Origin of the sequence: Rhodobacter sp. JA431 (assembly GCF_900217725.1) — a bacterium.
GTDB classification, from domain to species: domain Bacteria; phylum Pseudomonadota; class Alphaproteobacteria; order Rhodobacterales; family Rhodobacteraceae; genus Rhodobacter; species Rhodobacter aestuarii.
This window is the reverse complement of record NZ_OBMP01000005.1, coordinates 189,829-215,104: the sequence shown is the minus strand read 5'-3', so window position 1 is coordinate 215,104 and position 25,276 is coordinate 189,829. Positions and strand designations below refer to the sequence as shown.

The 25,276-nt window shown below is 61.5% G+C and carries 27 protein-coding genes; 11 read left to right on the top strand and 16 right to left on the bottom strand.

What is annotated here, in order from left to right:
- Window positions 1–37 precede the first annotated feature (37 nt).
- A complete protein-coding gene (gene dprA / locus CRO18_RS12170) occupies window positions 38–1,198 on the bottom strand; it encodes a DNA-processing protein DprA (protein ID WP_097082312.1) in 1,161 nt (386 codons plus the stop codon).
- 173 nt (window positions 1,199–1,371) lie between these two features.
- Complete coding sequence (gene tldD / locus CRO18_RS12165) at window positions 1,372–2,793, bottom strand: metalloprotease TldD (RefSeq protein ID WP_097082311.1); 1,422 nt, start codon at window positions 2,791–2,793, stop codon at window positions 1,372–1,374.
- 173 nt (window positions 2,794–2,966) lie between these two features.
- Between tldD and thrC the strand changes: the two genes are divergently transcribed.
- Genes thrC through CRO18_RS12145 form a run of 4 tightly spaced genes read left to right on the top strand, consistent with a single transcriptional unit; the run spans window position 2,967 to window position 7,644 of the window.
- Complete coding sequence (gene thrC / locus CRO18_RS12160; RefSeq protein WP_076483803.1) at window positions 2,967–4,358, top strand: threonine synthase; 1,392 nt, start codon at window positions 2,967–2,969, stop codon at window positions 4,356–4,358.
- A complete protein-coding gene (locus tag CRO18_RS12155; protein ID WP_097082310.1) occupies window positions 4,355–5,614 on the top strand; it encodes a pitrilysin family protein in 1,260 nt (419 codons plus the stop codon). Before thrC ends, CRO18_RS12155 begins: the two co-directional genes overlap by 4 nt.
- Window positions 5,614–6,198 (top strand): GNAT family N-acetyltransferase, encoded by a 585-nt coding sequence (locus CRO18_RS12150; protein WP_076483801.1) that lies wholly within the window; start codon window positions 5,614–5,616, stop codon window positions 6,196–6,198. The genes CRO18_RS12155 and CRO18_RS12150 overlap by 1 nt, the downstream gene beginning before the upstream one ends.
- A 36-nt stretch (window positions 6,199–6,234) precedes the next feature.
- On the top strand, window positions 6,235–7,644 hold the full coding sequence (locus CRO18_RS12145) for an FAD-binding oxidoreductase (protein ID WP_097082309.1): 1,410 nt from the start codon (window positions 6,235–6,237) through the stop codon (window positions 7,642–7,644).
- Window positions 7,645–7,828: 184 nt separating this feature from the next.
- On the opposite strand, the gene CRO18_RS12140 is transcribed toward CRO18_RS12145, so the two are convergent.
- From CRO18_RS12140 to CRO18_RS12130, 3 genes are read right to left on the bottom strand one after another with little or no spacing between them, the layout of a single operon-like run.
- A complete protein-coding gene (locus CRO18_RS12140) occupies window positions 7,829–8,662 on the bottom strand; it encodes a DUF1444 family protein (RefSeq protein ID WP_097082308.1) in 834 nt (277 codons plus the stop codon).
- On the bottom strand, window positions 8,659–9,189 hold the full coding sequence (locus CRO18_RS12135; protein ID WP_076483798.1) for an adenine phosphoribosyltransferase: 531 nt from the start codon (window positions 9,187–9,189) through the stop codon (window positions 8,659–8,661). Before CRO18_RS12135 ends, CRO18_RS12140 begins: the two co-directional genes overlap by 4 nt.
- 3 nt (window positions 9,190–9,192) lie before the next feature.
- The gene (locus CRO18_RS12130; protein ID WP_097082307.1) at window positions 9,193–10,071 is read right to left on the bottom strand and encodes an S-methyl-5'-thioadenosine phosphorylase; all 879 of its coding nucleotides are present in this window, start codon (window positions 10,069–10,071) and stop codon (window positions 9,193–9,195) included.
- Between the two features lie 129 nt (window positions 10,072–10,200).
- On the opposite strand from CRO18_RS12130, the gene CRO18_RS12125 reads away from it, so the two are divergent.
- The 3 genes from CRO18_RS12125 (at window position 10,201) to CRO18_RS12115 (ending at window position 12,440) form a co-directional block, all read left to right on the top strand.
- Window positions 10,201–11,055, top strand: coding sequence for a DMT family transporter (locus tag CRO18_RS12125; RefSeq protein WP_097082306.1), 855 nt, complete (start codon window positions 10,201–10,203; stop codon window positions 11,053–11,055).
- An 80-nt stretch (window positions 11,056–11,135) separates the two neighbouring features.
- Window positions 11,136–11,621 carry a GNAT family N-acetyltransferase gene (locus CRO18_RS12120; protein WP_097082305.1) on the top strand — a complete coding sequence of 162 codons (486 nt, stop codon included), beginning with the start codon at window positions 11,136–11,138 and terminating at the stop codon, window positions 11,619–11,621.
- A 51-nt stretch (window positions 11,622–11,672) separates the two neighbouring features.
- A complete protein-coding gene (locus CRO18_RS12115) occupies window positions 11,673–12,440 on the top strand; it encodes an EcsC family protein (protein WP_076483794.1) in 768 nt (255 codons plus the stop codon).
- Window positions 12,441–12,459: 19 nt separating this feature from the next.
- Here the strand turns inward: CRO18_RS12115 and CRO18_RS12110 are convergent, their stop codons facing one another.
- From CRO18_RS12110 to CRO18_RS12070, 9 genes are all read right to left on the bottom strand, one after another.
- Window positions 12,460–12,696: a thioredoxin family protein gene (locus CRO18_RS12110; RefSeq protein WP_097082304.1), complete on the bottom strand. Its 237-nt coding sequence runs from the start codon at window positions 12,694–12,696 to the stop codon at window positions 12,460–12,462.
- A gap of 11 nt (window positions 12,697–12,707) precedes the next feature.
- On the bottom strand, window positions 12,708–13,763 hold the full coding sequence (locus CRO18_RS12105; protein WP_097082303.1) for a permease: 1,056 nt from the start codon (window positions 13,761–13,763) through the stop codon (window positions 12,708–12,710).
- Window positions 13,760–14,050 carry a metalloregulator ArsR/SmtB family transcription factor gene (locus CRO18_RS12100; protein WP_097082302.1) on the bottom strand — a complete coding sequence of 97 codons (291 nt, stop codon included), beginning with the start codon at window positions 14,048–14,050 and terminating at the stop codon, window positions 13,760–13,762. Before CRO18_RS12100 ends, CRO18_RS12105 begins: the two co-directional genes overlap by 4 nt.
- Window positions 14,051–14,208: 158 nt before the next feature.
- Window positions 14,209–15,702: an AMP-binding protein gene (locus CRO18_RS12095; RefSeq protein WP_097082301.1), complete on the bottom strand. Its 1,494-nt coding sequence runs from the start codon at window positions 15,700–15,702 to the stop codon at window positions 14,209–14,211.
- Between the two features lie 27 nt (window positions 15,703–15,729).
- A complete protein-coding gene (locus tag CRO18_RS12090) occupies window positions 15,730–16,143 on the bottom strand; it encodes a DUF3830 family protein (RefSeq protein ID WP_097082300.1) in 414 nt (137 codons plus the stop codon).
- A gap of 19 nt (window positions 16,144–16,162) precedes the next feature.
- Window positions 16,163–17,449 (bottom strand): TRAP transporter large permease, encoded by a 1,287-nt coding sequence (locus CRO18_RS12085; RefSeq protein WP_097082299.1) that lies wholly within the window; start codon window positions 17,447–17,449, stop codon window positions 16,163–16,165.
- 1 nt (window position 17,450) lies between these two features.
- Complete coding sequence (locus tag CRO18_RS12080) at window positions 17,451–17,966, bottom strand: TRAP transporter small permease (RefSeq protein ID WP_097082298.1); 516 nt, start codon at window positions 17,964–17,966, stop codon at window positions 17,451–17,453.
- 79 nt (window positions 17,967–18,045) lie between these two features.
- Window positions 18,046–19,023 (bottom strand): TRAP transporter substrate-binding protein, encoded by a 978-nt coding sequence (locus CRO18_RS12075; protein WP_076483787.1) that lies wholly within the window; start codon window positions 19,021–19,023, stop codon window positions 18,046–18,048.
- A 59-nt stretch (window positions 19,024–19,082) separates the two neighbouring features.
- Complete coding sequence (locus CRO18_RS12070; protein ID WP_249276060.1) at window positions 19,083–19,976, bottom strand: dihydrodipicolinate synthase family protein; 894 nt, start codon at window positions 19,974–19,976, stop codon at window positions 19,083–19,085.
- A gap of 105 nt (window positions 19,977–20,081) precedes the next feature.
- Here CRO18_RS12070 and CRO18_RS12065 point away from each other — a divergent pair, with 105 nt between their 5' ends.
- The 4 genes from CRO18_RS12065 to CRO18_RS12050 are packed head-to-tail and all read left to right on the top strand — an operon-like array spanning window position 20,082 to window position 22,779.
- Window positions 20,082–20,447, top strand: a complete 366-nt coding sequence (locus tag CRO18_RS12065) for a tautomerase family protein (RefSeq protein ID WP_097082296.1) — start codon at window positions 20,082–20,084, stop codon at window positions 20,445–20,447.
- Between the two features lie 45 nt (window positions 20,448–20,492).
- Complete coding sequence (locus tag CRO18_RS12060) at window positions 20,493–21,656, top strand: acyl-CoA dehydrogenase family protein (protein ID WP_249276059.1); 1,164 nt, start codon at window positions 20,493–20,495, stop codon at window positions 21,654–21,656.
- Window positions 21,653–22,093, top strand: a complete 441-nt coding sequence (locus tag CRO18_RS12055; RefSeq protein WP_097082295.1) for a MaoC family dehydratase — start codon at window positions 21,653–21,655, stop codon at window positions 22,091–22,093. The genes CRO18_RS12060 and CRO18_RS12055 overlap by 4 nt, the downstream gene beginning before the upstream one ends.
- Window positions 22,094–22,107: 14 nt before the next feature.
- A complete protein-coding gene (locus CRO18_RS12050; protein ID WP_076483783.1) occupies window positions 22,108–22,779 on the top strand; it encodes a GntR family transcriptional regulator in 672 nt (223 codons plus the stop codon).
- Here the strand turns inward: CRO18_RS12050 and hydA are convergent, their stop codons facing one another.
- Together hydA and CRO18_RS12040 are read right to left on the bottom strand one after the other, a co-directional pair.
- Window positions 22,780–24,189 carry a dihydropyrimidinase gene (gene hydA, locus CRO18_RS12045; RefSeq protein ID WP_097082294.1) on the bottom strand — a complete coding sequence of 470 codons (1,410 nt, stop codon included), beginning with the start codon at window positions 24,187–24,189 and terminating at the stop codon, window positions 22,780–22,782. It abuts the gene before it with no gap.
- Between the two features lie 83 nt (window positions 24,190–24,272).
- Window positions 24,273–25,244 carry a TRAP transporter substrate-binding protein gene (locus tag CRO18_RS12040; RefSeq protein ID WP_076483781.1) on the bottom strand — a complete coding sequence of 324 codons (972 nt, stop codon included), beginning with the start codon at window positions 25,242–25,244 and terminating at the stop codon, window positions 24,273–24,275.
- Window positions 25,245–25,276: the final 32 nt, after the last annotated feature.

The window sequence follows — 25,276 nt, the reverse complement described above, 5'->3', positions numbered from 1 at the left end:
TCCGGCATGAAACCCGCCTTGGCACGGCAGATGCGGGCTATCCGCGGCTTACCATGCCACCCGGATGACGTGTGACCGTGCCCTCCATCTCTAGCGCAAGGAGTTCGCGCGAGAGCGTGGCCGCATCGGTGCCAAGGTCACGAATGACCGCATCTTCGGGCGTGGGCGCGGGGCCCAAAAGTGCGAGCAAGCGGTTGCGCAGGCTGGTTTTGGGGGCTGTTTGCGGGGGTGATGCCGGGGCTGCTGGGGCCGGTGCTGGGCCGTGGGGCGCGGTTTTGGATTTGACGGGTTTTATGGTCTCGGGCGGCGCGCCAAGCGCCTCCAGCACATCTTCCGCACCGCGAATAAGCGTGGCGCCATCGCGGATGAGCATATTGCAGCCAGAGGCGCGTGCATCCATCGGGTGGCCCGGCACCGCCATCACCTCGCGCCCGTAATCAAGCGCCATGCGCGCGGTGAGCAGGCTGCCAGAGCGGGCGGCCGCCTCCACCACCAAAGTGGCGCGGGAAAGCGCGGCAATGATCCGGTTGCGTTGTGGGAAGTGGCGCGCTTGTGGCTCCACCCCCGGCGGCAGTTCGGAAAGCCGCAGGCCCATTTTGGCGATTTTCTCGGCCAAGCCTTTGTTTTCTTGCGGATAGATCACATCAATGCCGCCTGCGGTTACGGCGATGGTGCCGGTGGGCAGGGCGGCTTCATGCGCGGCGGCGTCAATGCCCCGCGCAAGGCCCGAAACGACCGTGAACCCCTCTTTGCCCAATTCTTCGGCAAGCTTGCGCGCCATCCGAAGACCAAGCGATGAGGCGTTACGGGCCCCGACAAGCGCAATCCGGGGGCGGTTGAGTAAAACCGGGTCACCCAGAGCCCATAGGAGCGGGGGCGCGTCAGGGAATTGCAGCAGATCTTCGGGGTAATGTGCGGTGCCTGGCAGCAAAAGGCGCGCGCCTGCGCGATGCCCTGCCGCCCATTCCGCCTCGGCCACGGAACGCGGGCAGGCGCTATAGCCGGTGGCGCCAGCGGCCCGCGCCACATCGGGCAGGGCGTCCAACGCCGCCTGTGCGGAGCCATGTTCTGTCAGCAATCTGTGGAAAGTCGTGGCCCCGACACGACGGGAGCGAGCGAGGCGGAGAAACGAGAGCTCGTCTTCTTCCGTGGTGGGTGGGGTGAAGGGGGTGGGGTAAGAAAACAAACTTGTTTTCATCCGTCCCTCCGCCTCGTCGCACCTTCAATTTGCCCCGTTAATCTTAACAAAATATTACCGGGAAACCCTTTCTCCCCTGAGTTGAGAAAAAATTTCAAAAAAATCGCAAAAAATGAGCTTGGATTACAGACCGTCCCTCCGGCCTTTCTGATTCTGGCGTTTGGGGCGTCGAATCAAGCGGCCGATCCGCCGACCGTCAGGCCCGAAATCAGGAGCGTCGGTTGGCCCACGCCCACCGGCACCCATTGCCCGGCCTTGCCGCAATTGCCGACACCGGGATCAAGCGCCATGTCATTGCCAATCGCGCGGATGCCCTTCATCGCGGCCGGGCCGTCGCCCACCAGCGTTGCGCCCTTGACCGGGGCGCCGATGACACCGTTTTTCACCCGATAGGCCTCGGTGCAGTTGAAGACGAATTTGCCGTTGGTGATATCCACCTGTCCGCCGCCAAAGCCCACCGCATAGATGCCATCTTTCAGATCGGCGAGAATCGCCGCCGGGTCGGTGGTGCCTCCTAGCATATAGGTGTTGGTCATGCGCGGCATCGGCGGATGGGCATGGCCCTCGCGCCGCCCGTTACCGGTGGGGGAAACGCCCATCAGGCGCGCATTTTGCCGGTCCTGCATATAGCCCACCAGCACACCATCTTCGATCAGCACATTGCGCGCCGAAGGGGTGCCTTCGTCATCAATGGAAATTGAGCCGCGCCGGTCGGGGATCGTGCCATCATCCACCACGGTCACGCCTTTCGCGGCGACCTGTGTGCCCATCAACCCGGCGAAGGCAGAGGTTTTCTTGCGGTTGAAATCGCCCTCAAGCCCGTGGCCCACGGCTTCATGCAGCATCACACCGGGCCAGCCGGGGCCAAGCACCACATCAAAGGCCCCCGCGGGGGCGGGTTCGGCGACAAGGTTCACCAGCGCAATCCGCAGCGCCTCGCGCGCCGCGCCTTGCCAATGATGCGGTTCCAAGAGCCCCGCGAGGCCAAACCGCCCGCCGCCCCCGTGGCTGCCGCTTTCGCGCCGCCCGTTTTCTTCGACGATGACCGAAACATTGAGCCGCGCCATTGGGCGAATATCGCTCACCAGCCCGCCTTCGGGGCGCAGAATGAACACCTCTTGCAGGCTTGCGGCCATGCTGGCGGTGACCTGCACCACGCGCTTGTCCAGATCGCGGGTGAAAGCATCAATTTCGCGCAGGAGGTCAATTTTTGTGGCAAAGGGCGCATCCGCCATCGGATCGGCGCTGCCATAAAGCGCGCGATTGGTGCGCGAAGGCGGCGGAGCCATCACGCCCCCGCCATCACCCACGGCCAGACGCGCGGTTTCTGCGGCGCGTTTTAGCGCGGCTTCCGAAATCTCGGTCGAATGGGCAAAGCCCGACACTTCGCCCTTCACGGCGCGCAGTCCAAACCCTTCCGAGGCATCATAAGAGGCGTTCTTGACCCGGCCATCGTCAAAGACCAGCGCTTCTGAACGGCGCCGCTCAAGGAACAATTCACCATCTTCGGCGCCTTCCGTGGCCTCGCGCAGCACGCCCAAAGCTTTGGCCTCGTCGATATGGCTCTCGAAAGGGGCGAACTGGTCTTGGCTCATCGCGGGCTCCTGTGGTGTCATGGTTCAGAAATAGGGGCGAGGGGCCCGAAAGGGAAGCCAATCACGCGAATGCGCGCGGATCGGTCGGATTGTGGCCATTTGCCTTGCATCCTTGGGCGTGACACTCCCGACGATCTCGCGTATCACGCGGCAACGCAAGAAAAGGGCGAACGATGCGCTATATCTCCACCCGGGGTCAGGCCCCGGTTCTGAGCTTTGCCGAGGCGATGTTGACCGGGCTTGCCCGCGATGGCGGCCTTTATGTGCCTGAATGGGTGCCGGCGATGAGCCCCGGAGAAATCGCAGACCTTGCGGGGCGCAGCTATGAAGAGGTGGCGTTCCGGGTGATGTCGCCCTTCGTTGGCGCCGCTTTCACCGAGGCCGAATTGCGCGGCGCGATTGAGCGTGCCTATGCGGGCTTTGGCCATGCCGCCCGCGCGCCCTTGGTGCAATTGGCGCCGGGCCATCACTTGCTGGAACTGTTCCACGGGCCGACGCTTGCGTTCAAAGATTTTGCCATGCAGATCATTGGTCAGCTGTTCCAATTGGCTTTGGCCAAAGAAGGCAAACGCATCACCATCGTTGGTGCGACTTCGGGCGATACTGGCTCGGCGGCGATTGAGGCCTTTAAGGGCCTTGAGAATGTCGATGTCTTCATTCTGTTCCCACATGGCCGGGTGTCGGAAGTGCAGCGCCGCCAGATGACGACGCCTGCGGAGGAAAACGTCCATGCTTTGGCGCTGGATGGCACCTTTGACGATTGCCAAAACCGCCTCAAAGACATGTTCAACGATTTCGCTTTCCGCGACGAGGTCGGCCTTGCAGGCGTGAACTCGATCAACTGGGCGCGGGTTTTGGCGCAGGTTGTCTATTACTTCACCGCCGCTGTCAGCCTTGGCGCGCCGGAGCGTAAGATCAGCTTCACCGTGCCGACGGGCAACTTTGGCGACATTTTCGCGGGCTATATTGCCAAGGAAATGGGCCTGCCGATCGACAAGCTGGTGATCGCCACGAACCAAAACGACATCCTGCACCGTTGCCTGACCACGGGTGACTATCGGATGGATGGGGTGAAACCCTCGATCAGCCCGTCGATGGATATTCAAATCTCGTCGAACTTCGAGCGTGCGTTGTTCTTTGCTTATGGCAAGGATGGCGCGGCCGTGGCGCAACTGATGGAAGAACTGAAAACCCAAAGCGGTTTCAGCGTCTCTCAAGGTGCGCTGCAAACCCTGCGCGAGATTTATGCCTCGGGCAGCGTGTCGGAAGCCGAAACCAGCGCGACGATTGCAGAAGAATTGGCCCGTTCGGGCGAACTGTTGTGCCCGCACTCGGCTGTGGGCGTGCGCGTGGGCCATACCCATGTGCATGCGCCGGTGCCGATGGTGACGCTGGCCACCGCGCATCCCGCGAAATTCCCCGATGCGGTCGAAGCGGCCACCGGCATCCGCCCGCCGCTGCCCGCGCGCATGGCCGATTTGTTTGAGCGTGACGAGCGCGTGACCCGCGTGCCGAATGACCTTGCCGCACTTGAGGCGCTGATCCGGCAGGAGCGCCGCGCATGATCAACCTGACGACGCTGCCCAACGGTTTGCGCATCGTCACCGAGCGGATGCCGAGCCTTGCCTCGGCCTCCATTGGTGTTTGGGTGCAAGCGGGCGGTCGGCATGAGCGGCCCGAGCAAAACGGGATCGCGCATTTCCTTGAACATATGGCGTTCAAGGGCACGAAAACCCGCAATGCGCTGCAAATTGCCGAGGCGATTGAGGATGTGGGCGGCTATATGAACGCCTACACTTCGCGCGAAACCACGGCCTATTACGCGCGGGTGTTGGGCGATGATGTGGCGCTGGCGCTGGATGTGATTTCCGACATCGTGCTCAACCCGGTCTTCGATGCGCGGGAGATTGAGGTTGAGCGTCATGTGATCTTGCAAGAGATCGGCCAAGCGCTCGACACGCCCGACGATATCATTTTTGACTGGCTGCAAGAGGCCGCTTACCCCGATCAGGCGATTGGGCGCACCATTTTGGGCCCGGCAGAGAAAGTCTCTAACTTTGGCCGTGCGGATCTGTCTTGCTTCGTGGGCGAGCATTATGGCCCCGACCAAATGATCCTGTCCGCCGCGGGTGCCGTGGACCATGATGCCGTGGTGAAACAGGCGGAGGCTTTGTTCGGTCACCTCTCTGCCATCGGCAAACGCGATGTGCAAAAGGCTGCGTGGTCGGGCCATGAACGGCGCGAGTTGAAAGACCTCGAGCAGGTGCATTTCGCGCTCGCGTTTGAGGGGCCATCCTACCAAGGCGCCGATCTTTACACCGCGCAGGTTTATTCCACCGCGCTGGGCGGGGGCATGTCTTCGCGCCTGTTCCAAAAAATCCGCGAAGAGCGGGGGCTGTGCTATTCGATCTTCGCGCAAGCGAGCGCTTATGACGATACCGGCATGATCACGATCTATGCCGGTACTTCGGGCGAGGAAGTGGCCGATTTGTGCGGGCTCACGGTGGAGGAACTCAAACGCGCCGCCGAGGATATGACCGAGGCGGAGGTCGCTCGCGCCCGTGCGCAAATGAAGGCGGGGCTGTTGATGGGTCTTGAGAGCCCCTCCAGCCGGGCCGAGCGGATGGCGCGCAATATCGCTATTTGGGGCCGCGTGCCGGGGCTTGATGAAGTGTCGAACCGGATTGATGCGGTAAGCGTGGAAGCCGTGCGCGACTATGCGGGCCGGATGATCTCGCAAGACCGGACTGCGCTTGCGCTTTATGGCCCCGCGCAATTGGCGCCCGATCTTGAGGGGCTGCGGCGGAGGCTCGCAGCCTGATGTTCATGCGTCGTCGGAAGCCATTGGTCGAGACCGAGCGGCTGACGCTGCGCCTGCCAATGCATTCCGACTACCGTGGCTGGGCCACCTTGCGCGCGGAAAGCCGTGATTTTCTTACGCCTTGGGAACCGGCTTGGTCTTCGGATCATCTGGGCCGTAAAGCCTTTGCCAACCGCGTCTATTGGGCCGCGCGGGCAGAGGCTTCGGGGACCGCGCTGCCGTTTTTTCTGATCGAGACCTATTCGGGCACAGTGCTGGGCGCGATCACGCTTGATAACATTCGCCGTGGCCCCGCGCAGGCGGGCACCTTGGGCTATTGGGTGGGGGAACGCTACGCCCGCCAAGGCTACATGCGCGAGGCGATTGCCGCGGTGGTCGACTATGCCTTTGGTCCGCTGGATCTGAGCCGGATTGAGGCCGCTTGCCTGCCCGAAAACGCCGCCTCGCGCGGCGTGCTGGAGAAATCGGGCTTCAAATATGAAGGCGTCGCGCAAAGCTATTTGCAGATCAATGGGCGCTGGCGCAACCATGTGCTTTATTCCAACCTGCGCCTTGACCGGCGCGGGCGCACCGATATTGGCTAGGCGCTGTCGGTCGTAAGCTCAAAAGAAGAGGGCAGGATGCTGAACCCCGCCGATGATGCCTTTGTCCAAAAGCTGGCTGAAGCTGTGCCCGATTTGTGGATGGGCGTGCCCGAGCCGCGCTATCTGGAAGAGCCGCGCGGGCGCTGGAAGGGGCAGGCGGGCGTGCTCGCAAAGCCCGCCAATACCGCGCAAGTCTCTGCCCTGATGGCCTTTTGTCATGCTGCGCGCGTGGGTGTCGTGCCCTATGGTGGCGGCACCGGGCTTGTGGGCGGGCAGGTCTGCTCGGATGGCCCCGCGCCGGTGTTGGTGAGCCTTGAAAAGATGACCGCTTTGCGTGCGATGGATGCGCAAAGCTTGGTGATTGAGGCCGGGGCCACGCTTCAAGCGGTGCAAGACCATGCGGCAAGCGCGGGGCGGCGCTTTCCGCTGACGCTCGCCTCCCAAGGGTCGGCGCAGATCGGCGGGTGTCTCGCCACCAATGCGGGCGGCGTGAATGTGCTGCGCTATGGCAATGCGCGCGCGCTGTGCTTGGGGCTGGAGGTGGTGCTGGCCGATGGCACGATTTGGCACGGGCTGAAGCGGCTTGCGAAAGACAACACAGGCTATGATCTGCGCGATTTGATGATCGGGGCAGAGGGCAGCTTGGGGCTGATCACCGCTGCCAGTTTGCGGCTTTATGAGCCGCCAGCGGTGGAAGGCACCGCTGTCTTTGCCGTGACATCTCCGCAAGCGGCAGTGGAACTATTGGGGTTGGCGCAGGCGCGCTTTGCGGGCTGCGTGAGCGCGTTTGAACTGATCTCTGGCTGGGGGCTTGGCTTCTTACGTGCGGTGGGGCCAGAGGTGCATCTGCCCTTTGCCCAAGACCCAGACTGGTCGGTGCTGATCGACCTTGGCCTGCCTGCGGGGATGGAGGCAGAGGCCGCCTTTGCCGATCTTTATGAGGCGGCGGGGGATCGCGTCACCGATGCCGTTGTCGCGCAATCGGCGGCGCAGGCGGCGCAACTTTGGCAAATGCGTGAGTCGATCCCGCTCGCCAATCGGCGCATTGGGGCGATTTCCAGCCACGACATTGCGGTTCCGGTCGCCGCGATCCCAGACTTTATTGCCGAGGCCACTGTTTTGCTGAACGCGATGGGCGACTTCCGGCTTAATTGCTTTGGCCATGTGGGCGACGGCAATTTGCATTTCAACGTCTTCCCTGCCGAAGGGCGCAGCCGTTCGGACTATGATGCGCCGCCGGTAATGGAAGCGGTGCATAAGCTGGTGGTGGAGCGGTTTGATGGCTCGATCTCGGCCGAGCATGGGATTGGGCGGCTCAAGGTTGGGGAGCTTGCGCGCACCGCGGACCCGGCGAAATTGGCGATGATGCAGGCGGTGAAAACCGCGCTTGATCGGCGCGGAATTTTGAACCCAGGGGTGATTTTGTCTGCGCCACATAAGGCCTGAAATGGGTGCGCCCTGCCGGGGTGGGCAGGGCGCTGCACTTTTGGTTCACGTGTTTGCAAGCAGCAGAACCATCAGGCCCGTTTGGGGTAGCGCGATTCGGGTTACCGGAAGGTTAACCGCATTAACTCTGGCCGGTTTTCTTTTGTAATCGGAGACACTTGCCGTGTTCGAAGAGTGATGTCGCCTATTGTTTGGGCAGGATTTCCCAATGCGTCCCTTTCCAGCCGAACACATATTCTGAGACCGGGTAAGGACGGGCGCGACCGCTTTCTTGCGCGAAGATGGCCAACTCTTGCACTGCCGCCGGATCGCCGCTGGCATCAATCACCACCGCGTCACGACTGGGCACGACCATGATGATCTCGCCTTGGTCTTCGGCCATGCGCCGCCAAAGCTCACTCTCAAGCAAAAGCGAGCTTTCATAATAGCCATCAAGCGCCAGCCCCCACCGCTTGGGGCCAAGCGGCTCGAAGCGCGGGCTAAGGGTGCTCAGATTGGCCAGCGCCTGTTTCTTGGCGGTCTCAAAATCCAACCCTGCCGCCAGCATCCGGTCATCGCGCAGATAGGCGGTGGAGCTTGGCGAATCTTCGACCAGATAGATCGAGAGCCCGGCAAACCACGGCTCAGAAGCCACCGATTTGGCATCGGGGATATGTTCGGCAAAAGTGCTGGGGCGGATGATCGGCATCAGGCTTGCCGGGTCGAGAACGCCCGTATCAAGCTGCAAGATATCGTCGAAAGCGGCGAAATAGGTATCGACCAGCTTTTGCCGCTCCGCATCGCTCGCCGCCTGTTGCATCTCCATGAACAGGTTGTGCGGATCGGCGATCAGCGCAGTGCCCTTCCATGTCAGGTAGAGCTTGTCGTCACGGATCTGCACCTCGGTCGCGTCGCCCGTCGCAAGGGCGGCGTTTTGCAAAACGGCCAGAAGCGTTTCAAGGTCGCGCGGGCGCGCCACATCGGCTGTGGCCGCCCCCGCGGAAAGCAGCAGCGCAAGAAGGAGCGCGGCGCCCCTCATGCCCCTTCGAATTCGCACAGGACGTTCACGTCCATGCCCAAATCGCCCAAAAGCTTGCGCCCGCCGAGTTCGGGCAGGTCCACAATGAAGGAGCAGCCAACAATGTCCCCGCCGAGCCGCTCGATCAGTTGGATCGCCGCGCCGCAGGTGCCGCCGGTGGCCAGAAGGTCGTCAACGATCAACACCTTTTCGCCCGGTTGAATGGCATCGTCATGGATCTCCATGATCGCTTCGCCATATTCGAGCTTATAGGCTTGGCTGAGCGTTTGCCCCGGCAGCTTGCCCTTTTTGCGGATCGGCACGAACCCCTTGGAAAGCTGGTGCGCAATCGCGCCGCCCAAAATGAAGCCGCGCGCCTCAAGCCCGACGATCTTGTCAATCTTTTCGCCCGCCCACGGGTGCAACAGTTGGTCAATCGCCATGCGGAAGCCGCGCGGATCGGCAAAGAGCGTGGTGACATCGCGGAACATGATCCCTTCATGCGGGAAATCGGCGATGGTGCGGATATAGTCTTTGACGGTCTTCATCTCTTAGCCTTTCAGAACCCGGCCCATCACGGGCATCAGACGGGCGATCACTTCAGGGTCGCGTTTCGCAGGCGCGGTCATGATCGCGCCATCCAGCACATGGGTGCAGCCTTTTTCGCAAGCCTCTGCCGGGCCTTTCAACAATGCGGGCAGCGCTGCCACAAGGCTGCGCGCCTTATTGGCATTGGCGGTGGCCGTGGCGATCACTTGGGCCACATCCACCGCATCATGGTCGGGGTGCCAGCAGTCATAATCGGTCACCATGGCGACGCAGGCGTAGCACATCTCGGCTTCGCGGGCGAGTTTCGCCTCGGGCATACCGGTCATGCCGATGATGTCGGCCTTCCAACTGCGGTAGAGTTCGCTTTCGGCTTCGGTGGAAAATTGCGGCCCTTCCATTGCGACATAGGTGCCACCGTCATGCACCTTCACGCCCACCGCGCGGGCGGCCTCGGCGCAATGGGCCGACAGGCGGCTACAGGTCGGATGCGCGACCGAAACATGGCCGACGAGCCCGGTGTCAAAAAAGGTCTTATCGCGTGCGAAGGTGCGGTCGATATATTGGTCGACCACGACAAAATCGCCCGGCGCATAGTCTTCGCGCAGCGAACCTACGGCGGAAACGGCAACAAGATCCGTCACGCCCATCATCTTCATCGCGGCAATATTGGCGCGATAGGGCACGGTCGAGGGCGTGTACCGATGGCCGCGCCCGTGGCGCGGCAAGAACACCATTTTCACACCGTCATAGCTGCCCACCAATAGCTCATCCGAGGGCGCGCCAAAGGTGGTTTCGACCGCCTGCCATGTTGCGCCTTCCAGCCCGTCGATGTCATAGACACCCGAGCCCCCGATCACCCCGATCACCCGTTCTGCAGTCATGGCCTTCCTCTCGCGCTTGCTTATGCGGCAGGGCGAGATTAGGCCGGGGGAGCGGGTGTGGAAAGGGCGTAGGGCCTTTGCTTCCCGCGTCATATTTTCACCCGCTTGGGAGAGCGGCAGGGAGAGCCAATGGAAAATCTGCGCGGCGCAGTGCTGATGGTGGTCGCCATGGCGCTTTTTGCGCTTGAAGACATGTTCGTCAAACGCGCGGCGGGGCATTTGCCCGTGGGTGAAGTGCTGATGCTGTTTGGCGCGGGGGGCATGGCGGTCTTTACGGCGTTGGCTTTAGGGGCGGGGCAGCCGCTGTGGCATCGCGCGGTGGCGAGCCGATTGATGCTGGTGAAGGCAGGGTTCGAGATTGTCGGGCGGCTGGGCTATACACTCGGCATTGCGCTGACGCCGCTTTCCAACGCCTCGGCAATTTTGCAGGCCACGCCTTTGGTCGTGGTGGCGGGGGCTGCGCTTTTCTTCCGTGAACGGGTCGATGCGCGGCGCTGGGGGGCGATTGCAGTGGGCTTTCTGGGCGTGTTGGTGATTTTGCGCCCCGGTTTGGAGGGGTTTGTGCCCGCCGCACTTTGGACCGTGCTGGGGCTCTTGGGCTTTGCTGGGCGCGATCTTTCCACGCGGGCTGCGCCCAAAGTGCTGACAAATTTCCAGCTTGGGGTTTACGGCTTTGCCGCGTTGATCCCGGCGGGGGCGATTATCTTGGCCGTTACCGGTGGAGCCACGACCCCGCGCCCGATGGAGTTGTTGCCGATTGCGGGGGCAGTGGCTTTTGGCGTGGCCGCCTATTGGGCGCTCACGGCGGCGATGCGCACGGGCGAGGTCTCTGTCGTCACCCCGTTCCGCTACACGCGGCTGATTTTTGCGCTGATCTTGGGTGTTTTGGTCTTTGGCGAAGAGCCGGATCTGGCCACGCTTCTGGGCGCGGCGCTGGTGGTGGCTTCAGGTGTTTATACGCTTTTGCACAGCGCGCGGCGCTAAACGCAGGAAGGCACCCGCTTTGATTTGAACCTGTCTTCTCCGCGTGTTAGGCGCGGGCCAAGATAAGACCTGGGGGCGGCATGTATCAGCTCGAGGAAGAGACAGAGGCGGATTGGTGGGAGGTAGAGGCGCTTTATGACCTCTGCTTTGCGCCGGGTCGTACGGCGCTCTCTTCCTACCGACTGCGCGAAGATGTGCTCCCGGTGAGGGCCTTGTGCCTGACGCTGCGTGAAGATGGCGTCTTGGCCGCGGTGATCCGCTATTGGCCGGTTCTGGTGGGCGGGCAAAGGGTGTTGCTGCTCGGCCCCGTGGCGGTGCACCCCACCCGCCAAGGCGAGGGGGTGGGCGGGCTTTTGATGCGCGAAAGCCTGTCTGAGGCGCGCAAGCTTGGCTGGGAGCGGGTGCTTTTGGTGGGCGATGCGCCCTATTACCAGCGCTTTGGTTTTGAGCGGCTTGACGATGTGGAAATGCCACCGCCGACGAACCCGGAACGTGTTTTGGGGCTGGAATTGCAACCCGGCGCTTGGGCGGGGGTGCGCGGCGCGGTTGAGAAATTCACGCCCTGATCTTTCGATGCCCGGTCTGGCTTCCCATATTTGGGAAAACAGGGGGAGCCGATGCAGCCTGAAATCCTTCTACCCGTGACCGATCCGGGTCTGACTTCGCAGTTAGAAGACTTGGCCAAGCGCCACCGCGCCGCCTCTGGCCCGATGATGCAGGTGATCACCTTTGTCGGTGGCACGACGGAAAGCCTGCTGGGGCGCTTGCCGCCACCGGTGCGCGATGGGCTACAATCTGCGACCGAGCGCGGGCTTGATGCCGCGCTAGAGGCCGCAAGCCGCTCGCGTGGCGTGGTGTCTGACCGACCCGACTGGGTCAACAAGGTGCTGACAACGGCTTTGGGCGCGGCAGGGGGCGCGGGCGGGCTGCCAAGCGCCTTGGCGGAATTGCCTTTCACCATCACCATGCTGTTGCGCGCGATCCAAGGGATTGCCGCCGAACATGGTTTTGATCCCGAAAGCGATGAGGTGAAGCTGGAATGCCTGCGCGTCTTTGCCTCTGCGGGTCCGCTTGAGGCCGATGACGGCGCGGATATGGGCTTTTTGACCGCGCGGATGACCATTACCGGGGCGGGGCTGCATGGGTTGGTGGCCAAGGTCGCACCGCGTTTGGCCGCAGCTTTGGGGCAAAAGCTCGCCACGCAAACGGTGCCGGTTTTGGGGGCTGTAGCCGGGGCGGCGGTGAATTACGCGTTCACCAGCTACTACCAAGAAATTGCCCGTGTGCATTTTGGGCTTAAGCGGTTGGCACGCGATAGCGGCGAGGATGAAGGGCTTTTGCGTGAAGAATTGGTGATGCGGCTGAGTGGGGCCGCGCCGCGATAAGGCGGCGCTGGCCCAAAGCTTACGCGCTCAACCAGCCTTCGATCTTCGCGGCTTCGGGCAGACCGCCCGTGTGAACAAGCTTGCCATCAATCGCAATGCCGGGGGTCGACATCACCCCCGCCAGCGCAATGGCTTTGGGATCGGTGACTTTCTCCACATCAACAGCGATGCCCAGTTTCTCGGCGGCCTCTTTCACCATGGTTGCAGTGGTTTCGCAGCGCTTGCAGCCCGGACCATAGACTTTGACGGATTTCATGGAGCGTCCTTTCAGAAAAGCAGGTTGAACAAAAAGCCGACAGCGAGGATGCCGCTGGCCACCACGCCAATGAAAACGGCGATCAGGCGCAGGGTCAGCACCTGCCGCAAGATGATCATTTCGGGCAGGCTGAGCGCGATCACGCTCATCATGAACGCGAGCACGGTGCCAAGCGCAGCGCCCTTGCCCAAAAGCGCTTCGACAATTGGGATCACGCCAGCGGCATTTGTATACATCGGAATGCCCATCACGACTGCGGCAGGCACCGACCACCACGCATCGGCGCCCATGATCCGGGCCATCAGCTCCTGCGGCACATAACCATGGATCACCGCTCCCATGCCGATGCCCAAAATGACCCACAGCCAGACCTTTGCCAGAATGTCCCGCACCGCTGTGATGCCTTGGCGGTAACGGTCCACCAAAGTCAGGGGCGTGTCTGTAACGGTGGCGGGGGTGCTGGCCCCCGAATGCAGATCCCGCACCCAATCTTGCAGCCAACCTTCCAGCCGCAGCTTGCCAATGACCCAGCCCGCCACAACGGCGATGGCGAGCCCGAAGCCAAGATAGGTGAGCGCGACCGGCCAGCCCACAAGACCAAAGAGCAGCACCAAGGCCACCTCGTTCACCATTGGCGCGGCGATCAGGAAGGAAAAGGTGACGCCAAGCGGCACCCCGGCCGACACAAAGCCCAAAAACAGTGGCACCGCCGAGCAAGAGCAAAACGGCGTCAGCACCCCGAGCCCCGCCGCCATGATATTCCCAACACCTTCGCGTCGGCCCGAAAGCGCAGCGCGGGTTTTCTCGGGCGAGAAGAAGCTGCGCACCACCCCCATCGCGAAAACGATCAGGGTGAGCAGGAACAGCACTTTCGGCACGTCATACAGAAAGAAGGCAATCGCCTCGCCTGTATGGCTGTGCCGCTCCACGGGCAGGAGGCTTGTAAGAACCTCAGAGAGTGGCTGCAATTGTTGGTAGATGAGGGCCCAAAGGATCAGGAAGGCGACCACGCCCAGATGCCAGCTCCAGCCATGACGCGGGGTGGAGAGGGGGAGTTCGGTGCTCATGCGGCAACCTCCCGCATGCGTGGCGCGGCCTCGACCACAGCGGCGAGAACACGCGCGATTTCGGGTGGCATCGCGGGGTTCAGGGAATAGCGCACCCATTGCGCATCGCGCCGATCCACCACAAGCCCAGCTTGCTTGAGCACCTGCATATGCCGCGACATCCGGCTTTGCGTTGCCCCAAGCTTGCGCATCAATTCACAGACGCAATGTTCCGAGCCATCAGAGAGCAGTTGCATCGCTTGCAGCCGGGTGGGCTCGGCAAGCGCGGAGAGGGTGATCAGGATCATCGGTGCGTGCCTCCTTATGCGCATTTGCGCATAAGCGGTGGTGCTTGCCTTGATCTGCATCAGTTTGGGCGGGACGGGGCGCGTGAAGCCAAGGTTTTATCGCGCAGGAGCGTGGGGCGAGCCCCTTCGCCCGGCCTATTGTGTCTGCCCTCGGGGGATCAAATCTCTTCTTGCGCGAGTTTTACGGCCAGCATCCGGCGGCGGATTTTTCCAAAGCCGTCGCGCGGCAAGGTCTCGCACAGACGAAAGACCTTGGGGGTCTCTGCCCGGCTGAGATGTTCCGCGCAAAAATCATGTAAGGCATCGACAGAGGGGCACGCGCCGGGTTTTGCAACCAAGACGGCGACGACCTTCTGGCCCCATTCGCGGTCTTCAATCCCGAAGGCCACCGCGTCGGCGATTTGCGGATGGGTCAAAAGTACCGCCTCGATCGTTTCGGGGTGAACTTTGACGCCACCGGTGTTGATCACATCGTCGCGCCGCCCGCTGAGGTAGAGATACCCTTCCGCGTCCAGCCAACCCAGATCGCCGATGCTTTGAAACCCGTCCCCATCGCGGCGCGGTTGGGGCGCGTCGGAGCCAAAGTAATTGCTGCGCCCATCGGGATCGCCAGGCCGCATGAAAATCTCACCCACCTCCCCGGGGGGGAGGATCTCGCCTGCCTCGCCATAGATGCGAATTTCGGTCTCAAATCCGCAACCGACCGAACCGGGATGGCGCAGCCATTCTGCGCCCGAAATCACTGTCTGGCCGGTGTTTTCGCCCGAGCCATACATCTCTGTCACCCGCTCTGGGCCAAGCCGATCAATCCAAGCCTGTTTGAGCCAGCGCGCGCAGGGGGCGCCGGTGTGATAGAGCGCATGCAAGCTTTCGAGCGTTGCACCGCTTTCTTCGAAATGGTCGATCATCCGGACCATCATCGTCGGCACGACCATCGCAAAGCCAATTTCGAAACGGTCAATGGCCTGCAACACCGCCACCGCATCAAAATGCTCCATCAGCACCAAGCGGTTCCCTTCGAAAAGGCCATTTTGCGCCCAAGTGAACGGCGCGTTATGGGACATCGCGGCACAAACGAGTTGGGTTTGCTCACACCGAAAGCCAAGGCTTGGTGCCACGCGCCCCCAACTTTGGCCGGGGATGCGCGCGAAGGGGCGGGTGTCGCACATCATCTTGGGCAGGCCGGTCGAGCCGCCCGAAAGTACGATTTTACCAGGAACCGAAATCTTGTCTTCCACAGGCGTGCGCGGAAGGCCATCGGCCAAGGTGATGAACTCCGCGAGGGTGATATCGCCTTGCCCTGCCTCCCGCCCAATCACGAGTGCTGCGCCACTGCGCGCCTTCATGGCTTGGGCGGTCTCGGGATGAATGCCGGGGTCGAGCACCATCGTGGTGGCGCCCACGCGCCAGATCGCCAGCGCCAAGGCCAGATGCGCGGGGATGTTGGGCAGCGCGAAGCCAACAATAGCCCCTTGCCCCACCCCGCGCGCCGCCAGCGCGCGGGCGAAACGGTCAGTCATTGCGTCAAGCTCCGCCCAGCTTAGGCTCTGCTCCTCGCCGCGAGCGGGCAGGAAGCGCACGGCCTCTGCGGTGCCGCGCTCGGCGGCCAACTGGCGCAGCCGTGCACCGTAACTGATCGGATCTTGGGTCAATGGATGGCTCCGGCGTTCAGTAGCGGCTCAGACTTCCTCAAAGAGGATTTCTTGCGCGCCTTCCCACAGGACCGTTGGCCCGATTTCGGCAAGCTTGTCCAGATTGGAGGTCAGCGTGATAAAGTGGTTGCCCGCCAGTTGCCCCATCTTCGATTTGAAATGCACCCCGCCATAGGCGAGCAGGATTTCCGTCTCTGAGATGCCACCGGGATAAAGCACAAATTGGCCGGGGGCGGGGAAGCTGGTGTGGTTTTCGTAGTCGACGCCGAAATCGGTCTCGCCGAGCGGAATCCAGACACCTTCGCCACTCCAGCGCACATGCACCACTTGGCTTTTGTAGGGCAGTTGGGCGCGGAAAGCGGCGACGGTTTTGGGGGCGGCCTCTTCTTCGAAACGCGCGTCGAATTCGATGCCGGAGATTGTCACTTTGAGTTTGGTCATGGGCTTTGCCTTTGAAGTTTTAGTCGATGAGCCCGAAAAGTCGCGGCAAGAACAGCGACAAATCGGGAATGAAGGTCACCGCAATCAGCATCAGGAACAGCCCCGCCAGCGGTAGGCCGAGACGGCGCGATACCTGCATGACGGAGCGGTTGGCAACGCTGGAAGCGACGAAAAGCGAAACGCCATAGGGCGGCGTCACCGTGCCGATGGCGCAATTGACGATCACCAGCAAAGACAAGTGGATTGGGTCCACCCCCATCTGTGCCGCAATCGGAGAGAGCACCGGCACGATGATCAGAATCGCGGCGATGGTCTCCAGGAACATGCCAACGAACAGGAAGAGCAAGTTGGCGATGATCAGGAACACGAACTTGTTTGTGGAGACGGCGGCGATCCATTCGCCCAGCATTTGCGGCACATTGGCATTGGCGATGAGCCAGGCAAAAACGCTGGCGGTGCCAATGATCAACATCACCGCCGAGGAAAGCGAGACCGTGCGCAGCACAAGTTGCGGCAAGTCAGAGAGTTTGAGTTCGCCATAGACAAACAGACCGACGAGAAGGCCGTAAAAGCCGGAGACGGCGGCCGCTTCGGTCGGCGTGAAGACGCCCCCAAGAATGCCGCCAAGAATGAGGAACGGCATGCCTGCAGCGGGCAGCGCGGCCCATCCGGTGCTCCCGAGGCGGGAAATTGAGAAAGGCTCGGTTTCGCGGTAGACATGGCCGCCCTTGCTGGCGCGCCAATAGGCGACGCCCATCAGCATCAAGATGCACATAAGGCCCGGCAGGACGCCGGAAATGAAGAGCGCTCCGATGGAGACGTTGGAGATCACGGCCAAAACGACCATGGTCAGGCTTGGTGGGATGACCTGCGCAATAGAGCCCGCGCAGGCGATCAGCGCGGCGCCAAATTCCACATCATACCCCTTTCGGCGTAGCTGGGGTTGCATGATGGCGGAAATCGCCGCGGTGTCCGCAGAACCCGAACCCGAGATTGCCGCAAGCCCCGCCGCCGCCACGCAACAGACTTGATACAGGCTCCCAACAACCCAGCCGATCAGCGCCGAGGCGAATTCGACGATCCGCTTGGAGATGCCGCCTGCATCCATGATCACGCCCGCAAAGACGAAAAACGGGATCGCGGCGAGAGTGAAGGAGTTCAGCCCGGCAAAGACGCGCTGGCTGACAATCGCGACCGGCACATCGGTCGTGGTGACCAGCGCGGTCACCGCCGAAACGCCAAGGACGAAGACCACCGGAACGCCCAGCGTCAGCAAAATGATGAAAGCGAAAGCAATAACCAGCATGTCAGATGGCCTCCTCATGCGGGTCAACTTGTTCGCTGGGGAAAGGGTTGTGCCAGCGCTGGATCACGGCAAGCACCATTTCGAGCGCCATATAGGCGGCCCCGGCAGGCAAGCAGAAATACATGTATTTCATTGGGATACGCAAAGTCGGCGAGGTCTGAAACGCGCCCATCTTGATCAGCGGCAGGCTGCCATAGGCAAGCACGGCCAGAAACGCGATGGAGATGCCAGAAATGGCCAAAAGCGCAAGGCGCGCCTGCGCGCGCGGCAACATCGCGGGCACCACATCAATAGCGACATGCTGACTGCGCGAGACCGCGATGCCTGCGCCAAGCAAAACCAGCCAAATCTGCGAAAAGGTCGCGATCTCGGAGGCCTGCGCGATGGAAAAGTTAAAGATGTAGCGACCAGCGACCTGCACGAGGACAGAGGTCATCATCACTGCAAATAGCAAGATGACCACGCCCGATATGACGCGGCGCAGCAGCAGGCAGAGGAGTTCCAGAAGGCGGACCATTCGCAAGCTCGGACAGGGAGGGAGAAGAACCCGGCCACGTGAGGGGGGCGTGGCCGGGCAGATCGGATAGGGTGAGAGATTACTCGACCGCTTTCAGCAGGTCGAAAATCGCCTTTTGGGTATCCGTTTCGAGGTATTTTTGCTGCACGGCGGCGGCGGCCTCGCGGAAGGGAGCGGCATCCGGATGGGTGATCGTCACGCCAACCGCCTCAAGATCGGCAAAACGCGCATTGTCGGAGGCCAGATAGGCGGCACGTTCGGCTTTGCCTGCTTCCAGCCCGGCTTGGTCGAGCGCGACTTTCACGTCATCGGGGAGCGCTTCATAGGCGGCTTTGCCCATTACCACCGGAGCCACCAGTTCCAGCCAGCCAAGCACCGCCCAGTCGGGGGCGACTTCATAGAACTTTTTGGCGTAGAAGTTGGTGTTGGCGGCTTCTGCGCCATCCACCACGCCGGTTTCCAGCGCGCCGTACAGCTCAGCATAGGCGATCGGGGTCGCATTGGCGCCGAAGGCGTTGAACGTATCGACATGCGCCGGGGTTTGCATGGTGCGGATTTTCAGCCCCGCCATATCTTCCAGCCCGTTGATCGGCTTTTTCGTCATGATGTGGCGCGTGCCCGCCGAGAAGACCGCGAGCAGGTGGAAGCCTTTCGCATCCAGCGCGGTTTCGATCTCGGCCAGAACCGCCGGGTCGCTCAGCGCGCGGTCCATCTGCTCGGCCCCGTCGAAGAGGAAGGGCAGCGAGAAGACCGACAGATCCGGCACGAAGTTCGCCAGCGTCGAGTTTGCCGTGACCGCGATATCCACGGTGCCCATCTGGGTGCCTTGGATGCTCTCCATTTCGTCGCCAAGCGTGGCGTTGTCATAGACCTCGATGGTGGCTTTGCCGCCGGTTTGCTCTTCGAGGATCTCGGCCATCTTGCGCATACCAACGCCATAGGGCTCCTCGGCATTGGCGTTGTGGCTGGCTTTGAGCGTGATCTCTTGCGCATAGGCCTGCGGCGCAAAGAGGGCCGCGCCAAGGGCGAGGGGGAGGGCAAATTTGGTGAATTTCATTTAGCGTTCCTGTTGGCTCTGTTGTGGGGAGGAGAGAGATGGCCCGGCGCGGGCCGGTTTCAGGCTTCCACTGGCAGCCCGAGATCCTTGAGAATGGTTTGGAGTTCAGCCGCCTTGGCCGCTGGCAGCGGCAGGCGCGGCGGGCGCGGCGCACCAACGGGGCGGCCGATCATCGCCATCGCGGCTTTCGTCGCTGAGACATAAAGATCACCGGCCAAGGCGTTGATAAGCGGCAGGCTCTTTATATAGAGCGCGCGGCCCTCGTTTGAGCCGTCCACCGTGCGATCAAAGGTCTGGGCCGAAAGCTTCGGCATGATATTGGACATCACCGAGCTATAGCCCTCGGCCCCCGCCAGATAGCTTTCCCACGGGTAGTAACCGGCAAAGACGGTCATCCGGCCTTGGCAGGCCTCCAGCAGCTCGGTGACGCGATGGACGTTCTTTGAGGTGTCCTTGATGTAGGAGATGTTATCGACCTCCGACAACCGGCCCACCAGCGCTGCCGAAAGGTCGACATTGGCGGTGAAGGGGTTGTTGTAGAGCATCACCGGGATCGAAAGCGCCTCGGCCACGCGGGTAAAGTGCACGATGAGTTCCGCATCGGTCGGCGAGGAATAATAGGGCGGCACCAGCATCACGCCATCGGCGCCAAGCGCTTCGGCTTCCCGGCTGATGGCGATCGCCTCGTCGGTCCATTCTGCGGCGGTGCCGATCAACACCGGAACCCGGCCCGCGGCTTGGGTGATCACCGTCTCGGCCACGGCGGCGCGTTCTTCGCGGCTCAGCGAGAGGAATTCGCCTGTGGAGCCCAGCGGAATGAGCCCGTGGACGCCCTCGTCAATCTGCCAATCGACATAGTCGCGCAGGGTAGGAAGGTCGACGCCGCCTTCGGCGTCAAAGGGGGTGATGCAGACTGTGTAGCTGCCGCGGAAGGTCATGGCTGTTGCGCTCATCTCTGATCCAAGTTCGTTGTATTGAGAATTTTTGAGATCAGATTATGAGTCAACTCGAACGGCGCCAGCAGGCAAAGCCCTGCCCAAAGCGAAAGGACCCAGCATATGCCCTTCATCGAAATCATCGACTGCGTATCAGACGAAGAAAAACGGGAGGTTGCGACCCGCAGCATGACCGAAGCGCTCTGCGGCGCTTACGAGATCAAGCCCGAAATCGTGACCTGCTATTATTTTTGCCTACCTGACTATTCCTATGGTCATGCTGGAAAACATGGCAAAAATGCTGAAAAATTCCGCGTATTCGTAAAAGTGCACGCCTTTCCGAGACCACAGGCATTGAAGCAAAAAGCCGCAACCGCCCTTACCGAGGCGCTTGTTGCGGCCTATGGGGCCGCCCCGAAGGACGTGATTGTCTACTTCATCGACCGCGACCCGTCCGACGCGTTCCACGGCGGGACTGCCTCGGCTTGACCCGTTTGCGAAGCCGTGTGTAGAAGTTGATCAGATAACACCAACATGAGCCAAATGGAGATCACATTGGATCACTTCTTCACCGAGGAGCAGCGCATGGTGCGCGAAACCGCGCGGCGGCTCTCTGATGACGTGGTCGCCCCGGCGGCGGCGGCCATCGACCGAGACGACGTTTTTCCCCGCGCGATCTACGAAGCGCTTGCGGAACAGGGGCTTTTCGGGGTCGCGCTTGCGGAAGAAGCGGGTGGTGTGGGGCTTGATGCCGTCGCCGCCTGCATCGTCATGGAAGAGATTGCCCGGGGCTCCGGTTCGGTCGGCAATGCCTTCGCGATTCCGGTCGAGGCGGCGCTCTTTCTTCACCACCACGGCAGCGCGGTGCATCACGCGCTGATTCCCGGCATTTTGGATGGCAGCGTGATTCCCGCCACCGCCGTCACCGAGCCCGATTACGGCTCGGATGTTGCGGCGATGAAAACCACCGCGCGCCGCGACGGCGACGACTATGTCATCAAAGGCACCAAGGCTTGGGTCACCTTTGGCCAGGTGGCCGATGTGATCTTGGTCTTTGCCAAGACCGATCCGGAGGCAGGCCATCGCGGGATTTCGTGCATCATGGTCGAAACCAACCGCCCCGGTGTGATCCGCGGGAAGTCCGAAGATTTGATGGGGATGCACGGCTTGGCCGAATGCATGGTCACCTTTGACGAGGTGCGCGTTCCGGTGACCAACCGCCTTGGGCCGGAACACGGGGCCTTCAAAATGGCGATGGAGAATTTCAACTTCTCGCGGCTGATGATGTCTTCTATGGCGCTCGGCATGGCGCAAGCTGCGATGGAAGATGCGCTTGCCTACGCGCAGGAACGTAAGCAGTTCGGCAAAGCGATCTTTGAGCATCAAGCGGTGCAATTCATGATCGCCGATATGTCGAAGGATATTGCCGCCGCCCGGCTGCTGATCCACCATGCGGCGAAGCTCTATGACATCGGCCAGCCGATCGCGATGGAGGCGGCGCATGCCAAGCTCTTCACCACCGATATGGCGCAGGTGCATATTTCCAATGCGCTGCAAATTCATGGCGGCAACGGCTACTCGCGCGAATATCGCCTTGAGCGGCTTTTCCGTGACGTACGGCTGAGCCAGATCTATGAGGGCACCAACCAAATTCAGCGCATGATCATCGCGCGCCAAGTGCAAAAGGCCTACGGATGAACCTGTTTTTCGAAGACGTAGAGGTTGGTGCGCATTATGTGACCGACTCGCATGAGATCACCTCTGCCGATATTGCGGATTTCTGTCGGCTCACGCGCGACCACCACCCGCTGCACACCGATGAAGCCTATGCCAAAGCGGCGGGGTTCGGCGGTATCATCGCGCATGGGCTTTACGGTCTGTCGCTGATGGAAGGGTTGAAGACCGAGTTGAAGCTCTACGAGGAAACCTCGATCGCCTCGCTGGGGTGGAACAATGTGCGCTTTGTAAAGCCGATCTTGGCGGGTGATACCGTCCGGGTGGAAATGGAGTTTACCGCCAAACGCGCGAGCGCCTCGCGCCCGGCGGGGGTGATCACCGAGGCGGTGCGGCTGATGCGCGGCGATGAGGTGGTGATCGACGCCGAGCATATCTCCTTGATCCGGCAAAAGGGCTAAGGGAAGCGCCGCGCATGACAAATGATGACCTCTCTTTCGAGACCGCTCTCAATTCTACCGAACAGGCCACACGCCAAATTCGCGAAGATATCCTCTCCGGGCGGCTCGCGCCGGGGGAGCGTTTGAAAACGGCAGAACTGGCCAAACGGCTGGGGCTTTCAACCATGCCGCTGCGCGAGGCGCTTCGGAAGCTTGAGGGCGAAGGGTTGGTGGAGATCGAGCCGCATCGCGGCGCGACGGTCCGCCAACTCGACCGCGCCTATATCACCGATCTTTTTGATCTGAATACCGAGTTGCGCATCTTTGCGCTGCGCCGCTGCATAACCACAATGACGTTGGAGCGGCTGCGCGCTTTGGAGGCTTTGGCGACAGAATATGCCGAGAAGCTTGCCGCCGGGGAGGACCTTGCCGCCTTGGATGCGAACCGGCGTTTCAGTGCGCTGCTGGTGGAATATGGTGGCAACCGTGAGGCGCTCCGGGTCTTTCAGCGCGGCTGGGACACGATCTTCGCTTTTCGCCGCAGCTACGGTTACGGGCCGGGGCGCCGCAGCGTTATGGCCGAAGAGATGCAACTGCTGATCCAAGCTTTGTGGCGGCAGGATATGACTGCCGCCGAGGCGATCTTGCGGATGCAGAACGCGGCGATGATGGAAGACCTTGTCCAACGCATCGCGCCCGAGGGCTGATTAGCCCCCGAACGCTTGGCTGGTGCCACGCTCCAGATAGGCGCCAGTGCCGGGGGCACCAATGACGTCCCCTTCGCAAAAGATCGTCTGCCCGCGCAAGATCGTGCGCACGGGCCAGCCCGTCACCTCAAACCCTTCGTAGGGGGTGTAATCGCAATCGTGGTGCATCAGCGCTTGCGAGATCACAACCTCACGGCTCGGGTCCCAAAGCGTGATATCGGCATCCGCCCCGACCGCGATGGAGCCCTTGCGCGGATAAAGGCCGAACAGCTTGGCCGGGTTGGTCGCGGTCAGCGCCACAAAGCGTTCCAGCGAAATCCGCCCTTTCGAAACCCCTTCCGAAAACAGGATTGGCAGCCGGGTCTCAATACCGGGGATGCCATTTGGCACCCAGCGGAAGGAACTGCGCGCGCCCTTCACATTCTTGCCCTTCGGATCGTCGAAGCGGAACGGGCAATGGTCCGAAGAGAAAATATCGAAGGTGCCGTCGCGCAGCCCTTCCCAAATCGCCTTTTGACTATCGAGGTCGCGCGGCGGTGGGGAGCAGACATATTTCGCCCCCTCAAAATCCATATCGAGCCCTTTCAGATCTTCGGCTGTCAGTGCGATATATTGCGGGCAGGTTTCGGCGAAGATGTTCAGGCCATGTTTCTTGGCCCATTGGATTTGCTCCATCGGCTCGCGGCCCGAGACATGGACGATGGTGATCGGCACATTGGTCAATTCGGCGTGGCTGATCGCGCGATGCGTCGCCTCACGCTCCACGCTCTGCGGGCGGCTTTCGGCATGGTAATAGGGCGCGGTCTTGCCTGCCTCTTCTAAGCGGCGTGCCATGTAGCGGATCGCGTCATAGCCCTCGGCATGGACCATCACCATGGCCTTCTCGCGCCGCGCCAGATCGAAGACCTCGATCAGTTGCGCGTCGTTCAGCACCATATCGTCATAGGTCATGAAGACCTTGAACGAGGTGTAGCCCGCCTTGACCAAGGCCGGTAATTCTTGGCCGAGAACCTGCGGCGTCGGGTCGGTGATGATCAGGTGAAAAGAGGTGTCGACGTAGCATTTGCCTTTGGCGGCAGCATGATAGGCTTCCACGGCTTCGCGCAAAGACTGGCCGCGCTGTTGCAGCGCAAAGGGCAAAACGGTCGTATTGCCCCCCGCCGCAGCCGAGCGCGTCCCGCTTTCAAAGCCATCGGCCATGACCACGCCGCCACCTTGCGGCTGCTCAAGATGGACATGGGCGTCAATCCCACCCGGAAGCGCCAAAAGGCCCGTGGCGTCGATATCATCGCGGGCAGGGCCGACATCCTCGGCAATGGCGATGATGCGCCCATCCTTGATGCCGATCTCGGCCTTTGTCCGGTCGGCGGCGGTGACGATGGTGGCATTGCGAATGGCGGTATCAAGCATGACCGACGGGTCTCCGAGAGGGGGAAGATGGCCCGCGCCACCAAAATGGGCGCCGCGGGCCTGCGGGTATAACCGTGAGTGGGTTATTTCGCGGTCAGCGCGTCAAAGAGCGCCTTTTGACCATCGGTGGTCAGTTGGCTTTCATAGAGCGGCTGCGAGGCTTCGATGAAGGGCGCGGTGTCGGGCGTGGTGATCGTCACGCCATGCGCCGCAAAGCTGTCGAGAAGCGGCTGCTCCATATCGACAACATATTGGCGCTGCCAGGTGGCGGCTTCGGCACCGGCTTCCATCAGCGCGGTCTGGATCTCTGCGGGCAGGGCGTCGAACGTGTCTTTTTTCATCGTGATCGGCGCGGTCATGTTGAGCCAGCCAACCAGCGCGAAATCGGGGGCGACTTCGTAGAACTTCATCCCGTCATAGCCGGTCGAGGCACCCTCGGCCCCATCGACCACGCCCGCTTGCAGCGCGCCGTAAAGCTCCGAATAGGACATCGGGGTCGGGTTGGCGCCATAGGCGCGGAAGGCCTCGACATGGATCGGGTTTTGCATGGTGCGGATCTTCATGCCCGCCAGATCTTCCATGCCGTTGATCGGTTTCGAGGTCATCAGGTGGCGGATGCCCGAGGAAAAGATGCCGATCAGTTGGAAGCCAGACTTGTTGGCAGAAGCTTCCATCATGTCCCAATTGGCATCAACTTTCTCGCCAAGGGCCGGGATCGACGGGAAGAGAAACGGCAGATCGAAGACTTTGTAATCTTCGACATAGTTCGACAGCATCGCGTTCGAGGTCATGCCCATGTCGAGCGAACCGAGCATCACGCCTTCCACCGTTTGCTGTTCGTCCCCGAGTTGGCCGCCGGCATAGATTTCAAGCGTAGCCGCGCCATCGGTTTTGGCTTCGAGCAACTCCTTCATCTTCTGCAGGCCCATGTCCTGAACCTCGTTTGCCGCATTGGTATGGGCAACTTTGAAGGTGTAGTCGGCGGCGAGTGCCGGGCCGGTAGCGGTGGCAAAAGCTGCGAGGGTCGCAAGGGTGGTAAGAAGTCTGTTGGACACGTGAGTTTCTCTTTCTTGTGGTTGAGGGAGGG

What these genes read in the sequence shown, in the direction of transcription:
- dprA (WP_097082312.1), bottom strand. Translation starts at nt 1,198, where the DNA reads ATGAAAACAAGTTTGTTTTCTTACCCCACCCCCTTCACCCCACCCACC.
- tldD (WP_097082311.1), bottom strand. Translation starts at nt 2,793, where the DNA reads ATGAGCCAAGACCAGTTCGCCCCTTTCGAGAGCCATATCGACGAGGCC.
- thrC (WP_076483803.1), top strand. Translation starts at nt 2,967, where the DNA reads ATGCGCTATATCTCCACCCGGGGTCAGGCCCCGGTTCTGAGCTTTGCC.
- CRO18_RS12155 (WP_097082310.1), top strand. Translation starts at nt 4,355, where the DNA reads ATGATCAACCTGACGACGCTGCCCAACGGTTTGCGCATCGTCACCGAG.
- CRO18_RS12150 (WP_076483801.1), top strand. Translation starts at nt 5,614, where the DNA reads ATGTTCATGCGTCGTCGGAAGCCATTGGTCGAGACCGAGCGGCTGACG.
- CRO18_RS12145 (WP_097082309.1), top strand. Translation starts at nt 6,235, where the DNA reads ATGCTGAACCCCGCCGATGATGCCTTTGTCCAAAAGCTGGCTGAAGCT.
- CRO18_RS12140 (WP_097082308.1), bottom strand. Translation starts at nt 8,662, where the DNA reads ATGAGGGGCGCCGCGCTCCTTCTTGCGCTGCTGCTTTCCGCGGGGGCG.
- CRO18_RS12135 (WP_076483798.1), bottom strand. Translation starts at nt 9,189, where the DNA reads ATGAAGACCGTCAAAGACTATATCCGCACCATCGCCGATTTCCCGCAT.
- CRO18_RS12130 (WP_097082307.1), bottom strand. Translation starts at nt 10,071, where the DNA reads ATGACTGCAGAACGGGTGATCGGGGTGATCGGGGGCTCGGGTGTCTAT.
- CRO18_RS12125 (WP_097082306.1), top strand. Translation starts at nt 10,201, where the DNA reads ATGGAAAATCTGCGCGGCGCAGTGCTGATGGTGGTCGCCATGGCGCTT.
- CRO18_RS12120 (WP_097082305.1), top strand. Translation starts at nt 11,136, where the DNA reads ATGTATCAGCTCGAGGAAGAGACAGAGGCGGATTGGTGGGAGGTAGAG.
- CRO18_RS12115 (WP_076483794.1), top strand. Translation starts at nt 11,673, where the DNA reads ATGCAGCCTGAAATCCTTCTACCCGTGACCGATCCGGGTCTGACTTCG.
- CRO18_RS12110 (WP_097082304.1), bottom strand. Translation starts at nt 12,696, where the DNA reads ATGAAATCCGTCAAAGTCTATGGTCCGGGCTGCAAGCGCTGCGAAACC.
- CRO18_RS12105 (WP_097082303.1), bottom strand. Translation starts at nt 13,763, where the DNA reads ATGAGCACCGAACTCCCCCTCTCCACCCCGCGTCATGGCTGGAGCTGG.
- CRO18_RS12100 (WP_097082302.1), bottom strand. Translation starts at nt 14,050, where the DNA reads ATGATCCTGATCACCCTCTCCGCGCTTGCCGAGCCCACCCGGCTGCAA.
- CRO18_RS12090 (WP_097082300.1), bottom strand. Translation starts at nt 16,143, where the DNA reads ATGACCAAACTCAAAGTGACAATCTCCGGCATCGAATTCGACGCGCGT.
- CRO18_RS12085 (WP_097082299.1), bottom strand. Translation starts at nt 17,449, where the DNA reads ATGCTGGTTATTGCTTTCGCTTTCATCATTTTGCTGACGCTGGGCGTT.
- CRO18_RS12080 (WP_097082298.1), bottom strand. Translation starts at nt 17,966, where the DNA reads ATGGTCCGCCTTCTGGAACTCCTCTGCCTGCTGCTGCGCCGCGTCATA.
- CRO18_RS12075 (WP_076483787.1), bottom strand. Translation starts at nt 19,023, where the DNA reads ATGAAATTCACCAAATTTGCCCTCCCCCTCGCCCTTGGCGCGGCCCTC.
- CRO18_RS12070 (WP_249276060.1), bottom strand. Translation starts at nt 19,976, where the DNA reads ATGAGCGCAACAGCCATGACCTTCCGCGGCAGCTACACAGTCTGCATC.
- CRO18_RS12065 (WP_097082296.1), top strand. Translation starts at nt 20,082, where the DNA reads ATGCCCTTCATCGAAATCATCGACTGCGTATCAGACGAAGAAAAACGG.
- CRO18_RS12060 (WP_249276059.1), top strand. Translation starts at nt 20,493, where the DNA reads ATGAGCCAAATGGAGATCACATTGGATCACTTCTTCACCGAGGAGCAG.
- CRO18_RS12055 (WP_097082295.1), top strand. Translation starts at nt 21,653, where the DNA reads ATGAACCTGTTTTTCGAAGACGTAGAGGTTGGTGCGCATTATGTGACC.
- CRO18_RS12050 (WP_076483783.1), top strand. Translation starts at nt 22,108, where the DNA reads ATGACAAATGATGACCTCTCTTTCGAGACCGCTCTCAATTCTACCGAA.
- hydA (WP_097082294.1), bottom strand. Translation starts at nt 24,189, where the DNA reads ATGCTTGATACCGCCATTCGCAATGCCACCATCGTCACCGCCGCCGAC.